This is a genomic window from Flavihumibacter fluminis (assembly GCF_021491375.1).
Classification (GTDB): domain Bacteria; phylum Bacteroidota; class Bacteroidia; order Chitinophagales; family Chitinophagaceae; genus Flavihumibacter; species Flavihumibacter fluminis.
In genome coordinates this window covers 706,493-721,014 of the sequence record NZ_JAKEVY010000003.1, presented here as the reverse complement: position 1 = coordinate 721,014, position 14,522 = coordinate 706,493, and the positions used below count along the sequence as shown (strand labels likewise).

Genomic DNA, 14,522 nt, shown 5'->3' with positions numbered 1-14,522 from the left:
GCGCTTAACTGAACTAATAAACGCCTCCCGAAACTCCCTCTTTCTGTTTCCCCCGCGTTTATAGTGCATGCCAACTGTTGGTTATAACAACTGTTGATTAAGAGATTATGAAAGATATTCGAAAAGCACTGGAGCAACGCATCCTGATCATTGATGGCGCCATGGGTACCATGATCCAACGGCATCGCCTAACCGAAGCAGATTACCGAGGTGAACGTTTCAAGGACTGGCCCTCCGATCTGAAGGGCAATAACGACCTGCTCTGCCTCACACAGCCCACAATCATCGAAGGCATCCACCGCGAATACCTGGACGCCGGTGCCGATATTATTGAAACCAATACCTTCAACTCACAACAGGTGAGCCTCGCAGATTATAACATGCAGGCACTGGCACATGAGATCAATGTAGCAGCAGCCCGCATTGCGCGGAAAGCGGCAGATGATTATACTGCGAAGGATCCTTCCAAACCTCGTTTTGTTGCTGGCGCGATTGGCCCTCTGAATAAAACACTCAGCCTCTCCCCGGATGTTAACAATCCTGGTTACCGCGGGCTCCTATGGGATGAAGCAGTGGAAGCGTATTACGAACAAATCGACGGACTGGTAAAAGGTGGTGTTGACATCTTACTGATTGAAACCATCTTTGATACCCTCAATGCCAAAGCTGCCATCTTCGCAGTGAAAAAATATTTCCAGGATCATCCGGGACAACCCGAATTACCCATCATGATCAGTGGTACGATTACAGATGCTTCTGGTCGCACTTTATCCGGACAAACACTGGAAGCTTTTTATATTTCGGTTATGCATGCACATCCGCTGAGTGTTGGCTTGAACTGTGCGCTGGGTGCAGCTGATATGCGCAGTCATATTGAAGAGTTGAGCCAGATCGCGGCCTGTTATACTTCCGCCTATCCGAATGCAGGTTTGCCCAACGCCATGGGTGAATACGATGAGCAACCTGAACAAACTGCGCATTTCCTGGAAGATTGGGCCCGTGAAGGTTTTGTCAACATCGTGGGTGGATGCTGTGGTACTACACCCGATCACATCCGCCATATCGCGGAGCATGTAAAAAAATTCAAACCTCGTTCCTTACCTGTCATCGCAACTGAAACTGAAGCATGAGTACGATTTATCCCTTTCTGCGCCTCGCCGGTTTAGAACCACTGGTTGTTCGTCCGGAAACAAATTTTGTAAATATTGGAGAGCGCACCAACGTAACCGGATCTAAAAAATTTGCGCGTCTAATTCGCGAGAATCAATACGAAGAAGCACTCTCTGTTGCCCGCCAGCAAGTGGAAAACGGTGCACAGATTCTGGATGTAAACATGGATGATGCATTGCTGGATGGTGTGCAGGCCATGACGAAATTCCTGAACCTCCTGCAAAGCGAACCAGATATCGCCCGCATCCCCATCATGATTGACTCTTCCAAATTCGAGATCATAGAAGCGGGCTTAAAATGCGTGCAGGGTAAATGCATCGTGAACTCCATCTCTATGAAAGAAGGAGTTGAAAAATTCAAACGGGAAGCTATTATCTGTAAACTATTCGGAGCCGCGGTAGTGGTGATGGCTTTTGATGAACAGGGACAGGCAGATACGTTGCAACGACGGGTGGATATTTGCTCCCGCGCCTATGATATATTGGTGAAGGAAGTGGGATTTGATCCGCAGGATATCATTTTTGATCCTAATATTTTCGCGGTTGCTACCGGGTTGGAAGAGCACAATAACTATGCAGTTGATTTTATTGAAGCAACCCGCATCATCAAACAGAAAATGCCCCTCACCAAAGTGAGTGGAGGAGTGAGTAACCTCTCTTTCTCTTTCCGCGGGAATGACCATGTGCGTGAAGCCATGCACAGTGTGTTTTTGTTTCATGCTATCAAAGCAGGCATGGACATGGGAATTGTGAACGCAGGTCAGCTGGTGGTATATGATGAGATCGAACCAGAGCTACGTCGGTTGTGCGAAGACGTTATCCTGAATCGGAATAACGATAATAACGAGGCTACAGAAAAACTGATCGCTTTTGCTGAGTCAGTAAAAGCCAAGGGGAAGGTAACCGTGAAGGACGAAGCCTGGAGAAAAGAACCCGTGGAAACAAGGCTTACCCACTCTCTCATCAATGGCATTACCGATTATATTGAAATTGATACAGAAGAAGCAAGACAGAAATACCCCAGGCCACTGGATGTAATTGAAGGCCCCCTGATGGATGGCATGAATGTAGTGGGAGACCTCTTTGGCGCCGGTAAAATGTTCCTCCCCCAGGTAGTAAAAAGCGCCCGCGTGATGAAAAAAAGTGTGGCCTGGCTCACTCCCTTTATTGAAGAAGAAAAGAAAAACAATCCGGCTGCCCAGCAGGGGTCCGTTGCGAAAGTATTACTCGCCACTGTAAAAGGTGATGTACACGATATCGGTAAAAATATTGTGGGTGTAGTGCTGGGATGTAATGGTTATGATATCATTGACCTGGGTGTAATGGTGCCCGCAGATAAAATCCTGGACACAGCAGTGAAGGAAAATGTTGATATTATCGGATTAAGCGGATTGATCACACCATCATTGGATGAAATGGTGCACGTAGCGCATGAAATGAAACGCAGAGGCATGAAGCAACCCTTGTTGATTGGTGGCGCTACTACCAGCCGCATGCATACTGCCGTTAAAATCGCACCGCAATACGACAATGGGGTAATTCATGTACTGGATGCTTCAAGAAGTGTTACAGTGGCAAGTTCTCTGTTAAGCAATGAACAGCGGGATAAACTATTGAACGACACCGTTGCAGAATACCAACAGCTCAGAATTGATTTTGAGAAGAAAAAAACCATCAAAACCTACCTGGATTTCGAAAAAGCTTCGGCTAATAAAACAGCCATTGACTGGTCGTCTTACGAACCTGTGAAACCTCAATTCACCGGAACAAGAGTATTACAACAGGTACCCTTAAACGAACTTGTACCATACATAGACTGGGCGCCCTTTTTCATTGCCTGGGAACTGGGTGGCCGCTTCCCGCAACTGCTGGAAGATGAAGTGATTGGTAAGGAAGCCACTAAACTTTACAATGATGCGCAGGCCCTGCTGAAGAAAATAGTGGATGAAAAATGGTTGAATGCAAGAGCAGTGGCTGGTTTCTGGCCGGCTGTTTCAACTGGTAACAGCATCCGCCTTCACACGGATGAAAGTTATTATAACCTGGAGTGTTTGCGGCAGCAGATTAAAAAAGCACCCGGACAACCGAATTTCTCCCTGGCTGATTTTATTGCCCCTGAAACTGCCGGTAAAGAAGATTATATCGGAGCCTTCTCTGTAACGATTGAAGGTATTGAACCGCATCTGCAGCACTTCATTGAACAGCACGATGATTATAATAAAATCATGCTCCAGGCACTGGCAGACCGACTGGCAGAAGCACTTGCGGAATGGCTGCATGCCAAAGTGCGGACCGACTGGTGGGGTTATGCAAAAGATGAACAACTCACCAACGAAGAATTGATCAAAGAGAAATATGTAGGTATTCGTCCGGCTCCAGGTTATCCTGCTTGTCCGGATCATACGGAGAAATACAAGCTATTCCATTTATTGGGCGGAGAGCAGACTACCGGAATTACACTTACGGAATCACTGGCAATGTATCCTGCTGCTTCTGTATGCGGCTGGTATTTCGCTCATCCGCAAAGTCAGTATTTTGGTGTCGGAAAAATCAAGGAGGATCAGCTAGAAGATTATGCCAGAAGAAAGGGGCTTTCGGTAGAAGAAATCACCCGTTGGCTGCGGCCGATCCTGGAAGATTAATCATGAAAAACTTCGCCAACCATGAACTGGATCTTACTGATCATTGCCGGATTTTTTGAAGTGGGATTTGCAACCTGCCTTGGGAAGGCAAAGGAAACAACCGGCCTCACCTCCACTTACTGGATGATAGGTTTCTTTGTATGCCTATCCATCAGCATGTTCCTCCTGTATAAAGCTACCCAAACACTGCCGATCGGTACAGCTTATGCCGTTTGGACTGGGATAGGTGCTGTGGGAACTGTGTTGGTTGGCATCTTTTATTTCCGGGAGCCGGCTGAGTTCTGGAGATTGTTTTTCCTGGCAACCTTAATCGCTTCCATCATCGGACTGAAATTCGTTTCTTCACAGTAAGCCGAGTTCCAACAATTCCATCAGGCAGGTAGTTGCATTGAAACAAAAGTGAATAACAACACCATACCAGAGTGTATTCATTCGTTGTCTTAACCAGCCGAGGAATAAGGCAAAAGGAAGTAACCAGACAAAGGAGATCAGGCTCATATGAATGATGGCAAACAGAAGCGCAGTAAGCACTACTGCCTGTCTGCCGTGCATTATTTTTAATAAGCCTGCCTGGATAATTCCACGATACGCCAGTTCTTCAGAAAATGCCGGAACCAATGCAATCAGCAGGAACATGGTTGTTTTAGGGTACGGCAGATGACGGAAAGAAGAATAGTAATAGAGTTCGCGTTCAAATATTTTTTCATTAATCCATTTCACACCATAGTTAACCACCAATGCTGCCCCAACTGCCATAACTACCAGAAGTATGAGTCGCCACCACGCAAAATGATTCCACTTCAAAAGCGGTTTAATTTCCGGCCATAACAGGTAAGCGAAAAAAAGTCCGCAGCTCAACAAAAAACCATCAATCAGCACCAAACCAGTTATGGTTTCTCCTGCCGGCGGCCAGAAATTAAACAAAAGGCACACAAAAAGATTGATACTGAAAAAAATAACCACCATCAAACGGTAACGTTCATAGGCACCATCCCACTCTTCGACAGGAATGGTGGGTTGTCCGCACTGGTGACAGATTACTTCCTCTGGTTGCAAAGCAGCACCACAGGAACTGCATTCATATTCAGCATCTACTACTTCCATCCGGTTATTTTTTTTCGAATAACCACCACAAGCTCCTGCGGGGTTTCTTTTGGTAATTAGTACCAATGTATTTGTTGATATGATCCATTGCTTCACCGATATCGTCAGTTAATAACACCAGATCAAGATCATGTTCCCCAATGGTCTTTTGTTCTTTCATGAACTCCAGGTAATCCATCAATGGCTGATAAAATGCTTTGCCTACCAGCACGATTGGAAACTGAATGATTGTTTTGGTTTGAACCAGGGTCAGTGTTTCAAAAAATTCGTCCATGGTTCCTACGCCACCCGGCATAATGATGAAGGCATAGGAGTATTTCACCAGCAACACTTTCCGTACAAAAAAATGTTCGAACGTGATCGATTTATTCAGATACGGATTCGCCTTTTGTTCAAAAGGAAGCTGGATATTACAACCCACTGAATAGCCACCCACTTCAAATGCTCCCCTGTTGGCAGCTTCCATAATACCTGGTCCACCGCCTGTCATGGTAGTAAAACCCAGTCCCGCGATTCTTCGCCCGCATTCTCTTGCAAGTTCATAATAGGGATGATCTTCCTGAAAACGCGCAGACCCAAATACGGTGATGCAGGGGCCTACAAAGTGCAGGGTCCGGAACCCTTTGATAAATTGCCTGAAAACTTTAAAAGCGAAGCCCAATTCATAACTACGGGGCTTGGGTCCATCGAGGTAAAAAAGTTCTTTTGGAGGAATTATCGGTTGTTGAGGCGCCATTTCAATAAATTTGAACAATCTGAAACCAATATAATAAATGAAACGGGTTATGCGAATTATATCTTACAATGTCAACGGGTTGAGAGCAGCCATGAACAAGGGATTTGTCGACTGGCTGAAAACAGATCCCGCTGATATTATCTGTGTCCAGGAAACAAAAGCTCATAAGGATAATGTAAATCATGCAGCTATCACAGAGCTTGGCTATCATGATTACTGGTACTCTGCCGAAAAGAAAGGGTACAGTGGCGTAGCGATCTTTTCCAAAATCAAACCAGACCTGGTTCAAATGGGAAATGGTTTCATGCAAAGTGACGCAGAAGGTCGTGTGATCCGTGCAGATTACGGAGATGTTACCCTGATTAATGCCTACTTCCCTTCCGGCACATCCGGTGATGAAAGACAATTGTATAAATATCAATGGCTGGAAGAGTTTTTCGGTTATACAGAACAGTTACGAAAAGAAAGGCCGAAGCTGATTGTATGTGGCGACTGGAATATTGCACACAAAGAGATTGACATACATGATCCCAAAGGCAATAAAAAATCATCCGGATTTCTACCCGAGGAACGTGCCTGGATGGATAAATTCTTTGAAGCCGGATGGGTGGACAGTTTCCGCGAATTTCATCCCGAACCAGATCGTTATAGCTGGTGGAGTCAGCGTTTCCCCAGTGTACGCCTGAATAATAAAGGCTGGCGCATTGATTACATTAACGTGACCAAAGAGTTGAAGAAACAATTACTCGATGCCGAAATCTATCCGGATGTAAAACACAGTGATCACTGTCCTGTATATCTTAAAATCAACTATTAACTATGTTTATCTACAATGTAACCATCCAGCTAACCTGGGGCATACATGAAGAATGGCTCAGGTGGATGACAGCAGAACATATGCCTGAAGTTGTGGCCACCGGCTGTTTTGAAAGCAGTCGTTTATTGCGACTCGTGGAAGTGGATGAAACAGATGGTCCAACTTATGCGGCACAGTATATGTCGCCATCTAAAGCCATGTATAATCGGTATATCAGTAATCATGCTGAAGCATTGAGAAAAAAAAGTTTCGATCGTTGGGGTGATCAGTTCATTGCATTTCGTTCGGTCATGCAGCAGGTTTTCCCCAACAAATCCTAGACTTTCGCTACAATGCAGCATAGATGCGGGTTCCAGCGATCTAAAAGAGGATAAATAAATTTGAAAAAAGATTTGCTGGATGTAAAAACCGTATATATTTGTTCTGCTTAAAATTCTAAAATTTCACACTATGAACAAAGCTGAATTAATTGCGAAACTTGCTGAAGATGCAGAAATTACCAAGACACAGGCGAATGCTGCCCTGGATTCTTTCATCGAGGCAGTTACCAAAACGCTGAAAGGTGGTGGTAAAGTTACTCTGGTAGGTTTCGGTACCTTCTCTGTTAGCAAAAGAGCCGCACGTAATGGCCGTAACCCTCAGACCGGGGCAGTTATCAAGATTAAGGCTAAAAAAGTTGCCCGCTTCAAGGCTGGTAAAGAACTGTCTTCTAAATTATAATCGGAGGCATCTCCTGCAGATGCCGCTTTCCGGGGAAAGGGAATAGGTTTTACCTGTTCCCTTTCTGTTTTTTATGTACCTTCGCCGTCTAAATTTTTTATTATGGGTAGAGGAGATAAAAAAACCAAGAAAGGTAAAATCTTCAAAGGTTCTTTTGGCAAAAGCCGTCCGGCTCGTCCAGCTCAGGCTAAAAAAGCAGCCGCTGCTGAGAAGAAAGCGTAAAGAGGTTGAATGGTTGGATGGTTATGGTGCCAGGCGTTCTATCTTCCATCCACCATTATCTTCCATTGTATATTGGATCCGGTCGTGCAACCGACTTGGTCTGCCCTGCCAGAATTCCACGATTAGTGGCTTCACGCAATAGCCACCCCAATGCAGCGGTCTTGGAATTTCCTTTCCTTCAAAGGCTTTTTTTAATTCTTTCTCCTTTTTTTCCAGTTGTTCCCGGTTTTCGATCACCTGGCTCTGAGGTGATGTCCAGGCCCCGATGCGGCTGCCTTCCGGTCTGCTGTGAAAGTATTCATCACTCTCTTCACTGCTTACTTTGTGAATAAGACCGGTGATGCGTACCTGGCGTTCCAATTCCTTCCAGAAAAATACAATGCAGGCCCTGGGGTTCTCTTCCAATTGTTGTCCTTTGAAACTGTGATAGTTGGTATAGAAAACAAATCCATTGCTATCGTACCCCTTCAGCAATACAATCCGCGCGGAAGGAAACCCATCTGCTGAAGCTGTAGCCAGGGTCATTGCATTCACTTCATCAATTTCACTTTTCAGCGCTTCCTGCCACCAGTTGGTGAATTGCGTGATAGGATCTTTCGCAACATCCGCTTCAGTTAAACGATGTTGCTTGTAATCTTTCCGGATGGAAGCAATGGAGTGGTGGGACATACAAAAATTTGGCAGCAAAGTTATTCAACCTGCTGCCAAATTCCATGTTGATTTTAGCTGTTTATCAGATAGCCGGATCTTCCCTGTCAGTGGATCCGGATAATTGCGTGGCTTTGGCCAGCAGCTGTTCGATTTCAGCGATTCGACGCATCTGGCTGTGTAATTTGTTGTGTTGCTCGGCAACCTGCTGCAGATCCTGGTTCAGCTCTTCGAGATAAGTTGCTTTTTTCTGCAATTGCTGGCGCTGGAAATTGGTTTCCCGCAGTTTGTCTTCCAGATCAGCAACAGAGCGTGTGAGGCGCTGGTTTTCTTCGAGCAGGTGCAGGTATTTCAATTTGAATTCATCCAGTTCTTTGGTCACTTTAAAATAGGAATCCTGCAACTCGGCATAACTGGTTCCCTCCTTCTGCGAATGAGAAACATGTGATTCCAGTTTATGCATTTTTTCCAGCAGGCTGTTATAATCTGCGTACACTTTCTCCAGTCGCTGTTGCATTTCCTCACCCAAGCGATTCTGCTGACGCAGTCCGCGAATCTCCTGTTCTTTCTCTACAAGACTCACGCGCATTTCACTCACCTGGCGGTTGAGTGTTTCATTCTGCAGGGTCAGCTCCTGGTGTTTGAGTTCCATCGCCTTGAGCTGATCTATTTGTCCGAGTAACTGTGTGATATGCTGATTGTACTGCTGCACGTGCTGTTGTGTTTCGCGCAGCTGGCCAAGGTAATCCAACTGATTTTCTTCTTTTGGAGCAGCAGCCTTTGAAAGCGTAGCCTGTGTTTCCAGCAACTCTTCCCGTTCAGCCCGAAGGGATTCGATTTCCATGGAAAGAAATTCCTCGTTTTCCTTCACCTTATTTAATTCATGCTGATACCTGGCAAGATCCTGTTGCTGTTTTTGAATTCTCTTTTCCAGCTCTTCCGTATCGTTGAAATATTTCAGCTTCCATTCATCCGCCTCCTGTAAGGCAGACCCGGGGCCAGTTTCACCGATCTGAAGTTTGGTATTTCTGCGTGAGGTAATAAATAAATGAATAGCAAATCCAAGCGCAATAGCGCCCAGCTGGAAAATGATGATTTCAGCTATTCCCACGGAAATGTCGGTTACCAATAAATTCAATAACGTCCTCATAATGGTCGGAGTTTTTCGGAGTACATCCTAATTCGTGGGCTTCCAGAGGATCTTTAGACGAGGGATTAAAAAACCACCCTGCAAGAGGTGGTTTTTCAGTATGCAAAATAGCACGCTTCCTTGAATTATGCAAGCCGGACGCGGCTTTCGAGTAAAACTACGCATTAACCCTTAACCAGGGTGCCTACCCCCTCGCCCATTACCACCCGCATCAGGTTCCCCGGTTTGTTCATATCGAACACGATGATTGGCAGGTTGTTCTCCATACATAGAGTAAAAGCCGTCATGTCCATCACTTTAAGATTTTTACTAATACACTCTTTAAAAGTGATGCTGTCAAACTTGGTAGCGGTAGGGTCTTTTTCAGGATCAGCTGTATAAATGCCATCCACGCGGGTGCCTTTCAGGATCACATCCGCCTTTATTTCAATGGCTCTTAGGGAGCCGGCCGTGTCGGTGGTGAAATAAGGGTTACCGGTTCCGGCACCAAAAATCACGATCCGGTGCTTTTCAAGGTGGCGGATAGCGCGTCTGCGGATATAGGGTTCCGCGATCTGTTCCATTTTAATAGCACTTTGAAGACGGGTGAAAAGGCCTTCCTTTTCAAGTCCGGCTTGCAGGGCCATCCCATTGATAACGGTAGCCAACATGCCCATATAGTCGCCATGGGCGCGTTCAATGCCGGTTTCCGCTTCATTCATACCACGATAGATATTACCACCTCCAATTACCAGGGCTACTTCTACTCCGGCTGCTGCAACCGCTTTGATTTCTTTGGCATACTGGGCGATGATGGCTGAATTCAGGGGCTCGTAACCATTGGTGCCGGCCTCCCCCATCAGGGCTTCGCCCGATAGTTTCAACAGGATTCTTTTGTACTTGGGTTGCATGTGCGCTCTTTTTACAGTGTGGTGCAAAGAAAGGAATTTTTATCTTTCCGAAATGACGGAAACAGGTAATGAATCAGTGAACCCCGTGATCAGGATCAGCGGGTTGAGCAAGTCGTATGGTGCCAAACAGGTATTGAACAATATTGATTTAGCTATTTACCCCGGACAGGTGATCGGTTATATCGGCCCGAATGGTGCGGGAAAAAGTACTACGGTTAAAATTTTATGCGGACTCATTTCCGATTTTGAAGGCGAAGTGCTGGTAAATGGAGTGAATATTCAGCAGGATCCTGTGGCGGTGAAAAAAATGATCGGATATGTTCCCGAACTCGCGGAGTTATATGAAGTATTGACACCATTGGAATTCCTGGAATTGATGGCAGGACTGTACCAGTTGGATCCTGCAATAAGCCGGCCGCGGATGGAGAAAATGTTACTGGCATTCGGACTGGGAGCAAATATGCAGCAGCGGATGGACACTTTCAGCAAGGGCATGCGGCAGAAAGTATTGCTCATTGCAGGTATACTACACGATCCATCGATTATCATATTAGATGAGCCACTGAGTGGATTGGATGCCAACAGCGTAATTATTGTGAAAGAACTGATCAGCCGGCTTGCAAAAGAAGGAAAAACCATCTTCTACTGTAGCCATATGATGGATGTGGTGGAAAAAGTGAGCGACCGGATAGTGCTCATCAACCAGGGCAGCATACTGGCGGATGGCAGTTTTGAATCGCTGCAGGAACAAATGGGAGCAGGCAGCCTGGAACGGATTTTCTCCCAGCTAACGGCAACGGATAACCTAAGTGATACTGCTTCTGAACTGATAGGTGCTTTTCGTAAAGAGGGAGGTGCGCATGAATAAGATCAGTGCCTTATTTTTCTGGCTGGCGATGTTGCCGGCAAAGTTGTATGAACAGATGGGAGCCAACCGGTCACAACTGGCGCTGATCCTGCGTTACAAGCTGATTATGGATGATCGCCGGCCCAATACCTTTCAGCAAACACAGGTCAACCGGAAGAAAGAAGGGGTGAGCAGGGCCACCTATGGCACCATGCTGATTGCACTGTTTATGGGGCTGCTGAACCTGATCGCTTTTGCCATGGGGGCGGATGATATCACTTATTTTACCATTTACTTTTCCTTCTTCCTGTTCCTTTTATCGGCAACCCTTATCAGTGACTTCACCTCGGTATTGATTGACCCGCGGGACACCCAGATATTGCTGCCCAAACCGGTAAATGACCGAACCTTCTTACTGGCCCGGATCCTGCACATCATGGTACATCTATTCAGGGTGATTGTGCCGATGCTGCTTCCTGCGATTGTTTACCTGGCAATTGAATACAATTTAGCAGTGGTTATCAGGTTTTTGATTTCAGCGGCACTGGCCAGCCTGATGGCTATCTTTTTTATCAATGCTTTATATCTGTTGATTATTCGTGTTACCACGCCAGAGCGATTTAAATCCATCATTGCCTGGTTCCAGATCGGGTTTATGATCCTGATATATGGAGCCTACCAGGTAATGCCCAGGGCCACTGCAATGGAGAACCTGCAGCAATTTACGGTATCGGATTACAGTTATGTGCGGTTCCTGCCACCCTACTGGTTTGCAGCTTCGGTTGTGCATGCCTGGTGGTGGCTGCTGGTTAGTTCGATAGCAAGTTTGCTGAGCGTTTGGATTGTAGTACGCTATCTGGCTCCAAGGTTTAACCAAAAACTGGCGATGCTGGGAGGCAGTTCAGAAAGTTTGGTATCGCAGAAAAAAAACACGGGATCATTGGCTAGCGAAACTGGCTATGTGAAACGCCTCGCAGGAATTCTAACAGCTGGAACGGTAGAGCGTGCGGGCTTTTTATTTACCTGGAAATGGGCTTTGCGAAATCGCGGATTCCGGATGCGTGTGTACCCCGCAATAGGATATATTCTGGTTTGGTTTGTGATCAGTATTTACCGGAATGTCTTTCAGTTGGGAGAATCAGGTGAAACTGGTTTGAAGGGGAGTGCTGCAGGTTTACTCGGACTTATTTACCTGAGTTGTTTCATTTTTATCAGTGCCATTCAACAGATAAGTCAGGCTGATGAGTACAAAGCCTCCTGGATCTTTTACAGCGCGCCGGTTTCAGCACCCGGACCGATCCTGCTTGGCATGTTGAAAGCCTTACTGGCGCAATTCTTTCTGCCGCTTGCAATAGTGGTCAGCGGACTTGGATTTGCCTGGAAGGGCTGGGTAGTGGTACCCAATCTGTTATTGGGGTTCTCCAATATTTTGCTGATATCAGGACTACTATTACTAATTAATTATAAAAAATTACCAGCCTCTCTGCCCGCAAATAAAGCAGATGGAACAGGGAATTTTTTACGTGGCTTACTAATGCTTGTTTTCAATGGAGCTTTCGGAGTAGCGCACTACTTCGTTTATGGATTTCCGATAGTAGTCCTGATTTCTGTGGTATTGAGTGGTGTAGCGGTATGGCTGGTTTATCAGCGAATTGCCAGAATTTCATGGCCGGAAGTTGCTACAAATTAAAAGGGGCTGAATGGAATTAACCATACAGCCCCTTAGTATTTATAAACCGAAGTTGGATTAACCTAACGCAACGCGCTTGAATTCGGACACCACTACATCACCTGCTTTTTTCAGATAATCACCTACACTCATACCACCATCTTTAACGAAGGCCTGTGCAGTGAGGGTATTTTCCTTGAAGAAAGCTCCCAGTTTACCTGCAGCGATCTTTTCGATCATTTCTGCCGGCTTACCAGCCATTTTGGGATCAGCAGCAACCTGCTCAGTAATGATTGCCTTCTCACGGGCAACGATATCAGCAGGAACCGCATCAGCATCCACGGCTACTGGGTTCATGGCCGCGATCTGCATGGCAACATCCTTACCAGCCTCAGCAGCTTCCTTATTCAAACCTACCAGTACACCCATACGGTTAGCACCATGGATATAGGAGGCAACATATGGAGCATCCACACGCTCAAACTTGGAGATACCGATTTTTTCGCCAATAGAAGCCAGTTTGTCGTTCACGAGATCAGCAATTTTCTGACCATTGATTGCTACCTCATTCAGTTCTTCTACAGATTTAACGTTGTTCTCGATCGCTGCATCCATGATGCTTTGAGCAAAGGCAACGAAATCAGCATTCTTACTAACGAAGTCAGTTTCGCAACTAACGCAAACAGCGATACCGGTTTTGTTATCGGCAGTAGTTTTTGCCAATACTACACCTTCTTTTGCTTCACGATCGCTACGCAAGGCAGCTACTTTCGCACCTTTCTTACGTAACCAGTCGATCGCTGCTTCAAAATCACCATTGTTTTCGGTCAGTGCCTTACGACAATCCATCATACCTGCACCGGTTGCCTGGCGCAGTTTATTGATATCCGCAGCTGTAATTGTTACAGTAGACATTGTATAGAGGTTTTATATTGTAAATGATATAGATAGTGAAAAGTGAATGGTATTCAGGCCGAGAGGCCCGGTAATCATTCACTGTTCACCATTTACTAGAAATTACTTATCTCGCTCCGGTGCGCTTCGGACTATTGGGAACACGACGCTTTGGAGCGTTGGTTCCACGAGTGCGGCCACCACGGGCGGCTTCAGCCTGCGCTTCTGCTTCCAGGCGAGCTGCACGTCTTTCGTTCTCATCGCTGCTTTCTTCTACATCAGAATCTTTTGCTTCTTGTCTTTCAGCAAGACCTTCAGCAATAGCTGCTGTGATGTATTCAACGATAATAGCAATTGACTTTGTAGCATCATCGTTCGCAGGAATCGGGAAGTCAACCTTGTTCGGATCGCAGTTGGTATCTACCATACCGAAGGTATTAACACCGAGACGCTTTGCTTCAGCCAATGCGATGTGCTCATGACCGATATCGATGATGAACAAAGCAGCAGGTACACGACCCAGTTGAGCGATACCACCCAGCACTTTTTCCATCTTCTCTTTATCGCGGGTCAGGGTCAGACGTTCTTTCTTGGTGATGTTATCAAGCGTACCGTCACCCAGCATTTTTTCGATGCTCTGCATCTTCTTTACGCTCTTACGAACGGTATTGAAGTTGGTGAGCATACCACCCAGCCAACGCTCAGTAACATAAGGCATATTCACGCGCTGAGCACATTGAGTAACGATTTCTTTCGCTTGTTTCTTCGTACCTACGAACATGATCTTCTTACCGCTGCGGGCAATCTGCTTCAGAGCAGCTGCTGCTTCCTGCAAACTTTCAGTAGTCTTGTTCAGGTCGATGATATGGATACCTTTCTTCTCTGCGAAGATGTAAGGCAACATTTTAGGATTCCACTTCTTCTTCAGGTGACCGAAGTGAACACCTGCATCGAGAAGTTGCTGTTGTAAGGATGTATTATTTTCCATCGTAGTCTTATTAAAATTTGTTTGAA

Annotated in this window: 16 protein-coding genes; 9 read left to right on the top strand and 7 right to left on the bottom strand. The window is 45.8% G+C overall.

The features are described from left to right. Positions 1-107: 107 nt before the first annotated feature. Genes L0U88_RS21215 through L0U88_RS14330 form a run of 3 tightly spaced genes read left to right on the top strand, consistent with a single transcriptional unit; the run spans position 108 to position 4,162 of the window. Positions 108-1,130 (top strand): homocysteine S-methyltransferase family protein, encoded by a 1,023-nt coding sequence (locus tag L0U88_RS21215; RefSeq protein ID WP_234866763.1) that lies wholly within the window; start codon positions 108-110, stop codon positions 1,128-1,130. Then, entirely contained in the window at positions 1,127-3,811 is a 2,685-nt protein-coding gene (metH, locus tag L0U88_RS14335; protein ID WP_234866762.1) for a methionine synthase, read from the top strand. Before L0U88_RS21215 ends, metH begins: the two co-directional genes overlap by 4 nt. A 21-nt stretch (positions 3,812-3,832) precedes the next feature. Continuing rightward, positions 3,833-4,162, top strand: coding sequence for a DMT family transporter (locus tag L0U88_RS14330; RefSeq protein WP_234866761.1), 330 nt, complete (start codon positions 3,833-3,835; stop codon positions 4,160-4,162). Here the strand turns inward: L0U88_RS14330 and L0U88_RS14325 are convergent. Both L0U88_RS14325 and L0U88_RS14320 read right to left on the bottom strand, forming a co-directional pair. After that, the gene (locus tag L0U88_RS14325) at positions 4,154-4,915 is read right to left on the bottom strand and encodes a CPBP family intramembrane glutamic endopeptidase (protein WP_234866760.1); all 762 of its coding nucleotides are present in this window, start codon (positions 4,913-4,915) and stop codon (positions 4,154-4,156) included. The genes L0U88_RS14330 and L0U88_RS14325 overlap by 9 nt on opposite strands. Before the next feature lie 4 nt (positions 4,916-4,919). After that, a complete protein-coding gene (locus tag L0U88_RS14320) occupies positions 4,920-5,651 on the bottom strand; it encodes an LOG family protein (RefSeq protein ID WP_234866759.1) in 732 nt (243 codons plus the stop codon). Between the two features lie 49 nt (positions 5,652-5,700). Here L0U88_RS14320 and L0U88_RS14315 point away from each other — a divergent pair, with 49 nt between their 5' ends. The 4 genes from L0U88_RS14315 to L0U88_RS14300 all read left to right on the top strand — a co-directional run bounded on the left by L0U88_RS14315 (position 5,701) and on the right by L0U88_RS14300 (position 7,410). Then, positions 5,701-6,468 (top strand): exodeoxyribonuclease III, encoded by a 768-nt coding sequence (locus L0U88_RS14315; RefSeq protein ID WP_234866758.1) that lies wholly within the window; start codon positions 5,701-5,703, stop codon positions 6,466-6,468. Between the two features lie 2 nt (positions 6,469-6,470). Beyond that, positions 6,471-6,788, top strand: coding sequence for a DUF4286 family protein (locus L0U88_RS14310; RefSeq protein ID WP_234866757.1), 318 nt, complete (start codon positions 6,471-6,473; stop codon positions 6,786-6,788). A gap of 94 nt (positions 6,789-6,882) precedes the next feature. After that, a complete protein-coding gene (locus tag L0U88_RS14305; protein WP_434801963.1) occupies positions 6,883-7,188 on the top strand; it encodes an HU family DNA-binding protein in 306 nt (101 codons plus the stop codon). Between the two features lie 102 nt (positions 7,189-7,290). Next, positions 7,291-7,410 carry a 30S ribosomal protein THX gene (locus L0U88_RS14300; RefSeq protein ID WP_234866755.1) on the top strand — a complete coding sequence of 40 codons (120 nt, stop codon included), beginning with the start codon at positions 7,291-7,293 and terminating at the stop codon, positions 7,408-7,410. A gap of 21 nt (positions 7,411-7,431) precedes the next feature. On the opposite strand, the gene pdxH is transcribed toward L0U88_RS14300, so the two are convergent. The 3 genes from pdxH to pyrH form a co-directional block, all read right to left on the bottom strand. After that, entirely contained in the window at positions 7,432-8,079 is a 648-nt protein-coding gene (gene pdxH, locus L0U88_RS14295; protein ID WP_234866754.1) for a pyridoxamine 5'-phosphate oxidase, read from the bottom strand. A 64-nt stretch (positions 8,080-8,143) separates the two neighbouring features. Beyond that, positions 8,144-9,208, bottom strand: coding sequence for a coiled-coil domain-containing protein (locus L0U88_RS14290; RefSeq protein WP_234866753.1), 1,065 nt, complete (start codon positions 9,206-9,208; stop codon positions 8,144-8,146). Positions 9,209-9,372: 164 nt separating this feature from the next. Then, the gene (gene pyrH / locus L0U88_RS14285; protein ID WP_234866752.1) at positions 9,373-10,098 is read right to left on the bottom strand and encodes a UMP kinase; all 726 of its coding nucleotides are present in this window, start codon (positions 10,096-10,098) and stop codon (positions 9,373-9,375) included. Between the two features lie 52 nt (positions 10,099-10,150). Here pyrH and L0U88_RS14280 point away from each other — a divergent pair, with 52 nt between their 5' ends. Both L0U88_RS14280 and L0U88_RS14275 read left to right on the top strand, forming a co-directional pair. Beyond that, entirely contained in the window at positions 10,151-10,966 is an 816-nt protein-coding gene (locus L0U88_RS14280; protein ID WP_234866751.1) for an ABC transporter ATP-binding protein, read from the top strand. Beyond that, positions 10,959-12,635, top strand: coding sequence for a hypothetical protein (locus tag L0U88_RS14275; protein ID WP_234866750.1), 1,677 nt, complete (start codon positions 10,959-10,961; stop codon positions 12,633-12,635). Before L0U88_RS14280 ends, L0U88_RS14275 begins: the two co-directional genes overlap by 8 nt. Positions 12,636-12,692: 57 nt before the next feature. Here L0U88_RS14275 and tsf read toward each other — a convergent pair whose 3' ends face one another. After that, entirely contained in the window at positions 12,693-13,529 is an 837-nt protein-coding gene (gene tsf, locus L0U88_RS14270; RefSeq protein ID WP_234866749.1) for a translation elongation factor Ts, read from the bottom strand. Positions 13,530-13,635: 106 nt separating this feature from the next. Then, positions 13,636-14,496, bottom strand: a complete 861-nt coding sequence (gene rpsB / locus L0U88_RS14265) for a 30S ribosomal protein S2 (RefSeq protein ID WP_234866748.1) — start codon at positions 14,494-14,496, stop codon at positions 13,636-13,638. Positions 14,497-14,522 lie beyond the last annotated feature (26 nt).

Excerpts from the sequence above, each read along its gene's own strand:
- L0U88_RS21215 (WP_234866763.1), top strand. The coding sequence starts at position 108 with ATGAAAGATATTCGAAAAGCACTGGAGCAACGCATCCTGATCATTGAT.
- metH (WP_234866762.1), top strand. The coding sequence starts at position 1,127 with ATGAGTACGATTTATCCCTTTCTGCGCCTCGCCGGTTTAGAACCACTG.
- L0U88_RS14330 (WP_234866761.1), top strand. The coding sequence starts at position 3,833 with ATGAACTGGATCTTACTGATCATTGCCGGATTTTTTGAAGTGGGATTT.
- L0U88_RS14325 (WP_234866760.1), bottom strand. The coding sequence starts at position 4,915 with ATGGAAGTAGTAGATGCTGAATATGAATGCAGTTCCTGTGGTGCTGCT.
- L0U88_RS14320 (WP_234866759.1), bottom strand. The coding sequence starts at position 5,651 with ATGGCGCCTCAACAACCGATAATTCCTCCAAAAGAACTTTTTTACCTC.
- L0U88_RS14315 (WP_234866758.1), top strand. The coding sequence starts at position 5,701 with ATGCGAATTATATCTTACAATGTCAACGGGTTGAGAGCAGCCATGAAC.
- L0U88_RS14310 (WP_234866757.1), top strand. The coding sequence starts at position 6,471 with ATGTTTATCTACAATGTAACCATCCAGCTAACCTGGGGCATACATGAA.
- L0U88_RS14300 (WP_234866755.1), top strand. The coding sequence starts at position 7,291 with ATGGGTAGAGGAGATAAAAAAACCAAGAAAGGTAAAATCTTCAAAGGT.
- pdxH (WP_234866754.1), bottom strand. The coding sequence starts at position 8,079 with ATGTCCCACCACTCCATTGCTTCCATCCGGAAAGATTACAAGCAACAT.
- L0U88_RS14290 (WP_234866753.1), bottom strand. The coding sequence starts at position 9,208 with ATGAGGACGTTATTGAATTTATTGGTAACCGACATTTCCGTGGGAATA.
- pyrH (WP_234866752.1), bottom strand. The coding sequence starts at position 10,098 with ATGCAACCCAAGTACAAAAGAATCCTGTTGAAACTATCGGGCGAAGCC.
- L0U88_RS14280 (WP_234866751.1), top strand. The coding sequence starts at position 10,151 with ATGACGGAAACAGGTAATGAATCAGTGAACCCCGTGATCAGGATCAGC.
- L0U88_RS14275 (WP_234866750.1), top strand. The coding sequence starts at position 10,959 with ATGAATAAGATCAGTGCCTTATTTTTCTGGCTGGCGATGTTGCCGGCA.
- tsf (WP_234866749.1), bottom strand. The coding sequence starts at position 13,529 with ATGTCTACTGTAACAATTACAGCTGCGGATATCAATAAACTGCGCCAG.
- rpsB (WP_234866748.1), bottom strand. The coding sequence starts at position 14,496 with ATGGAAAATAATACATCCTTACAACAGCAACTTCTCGATGCAGGTGTT.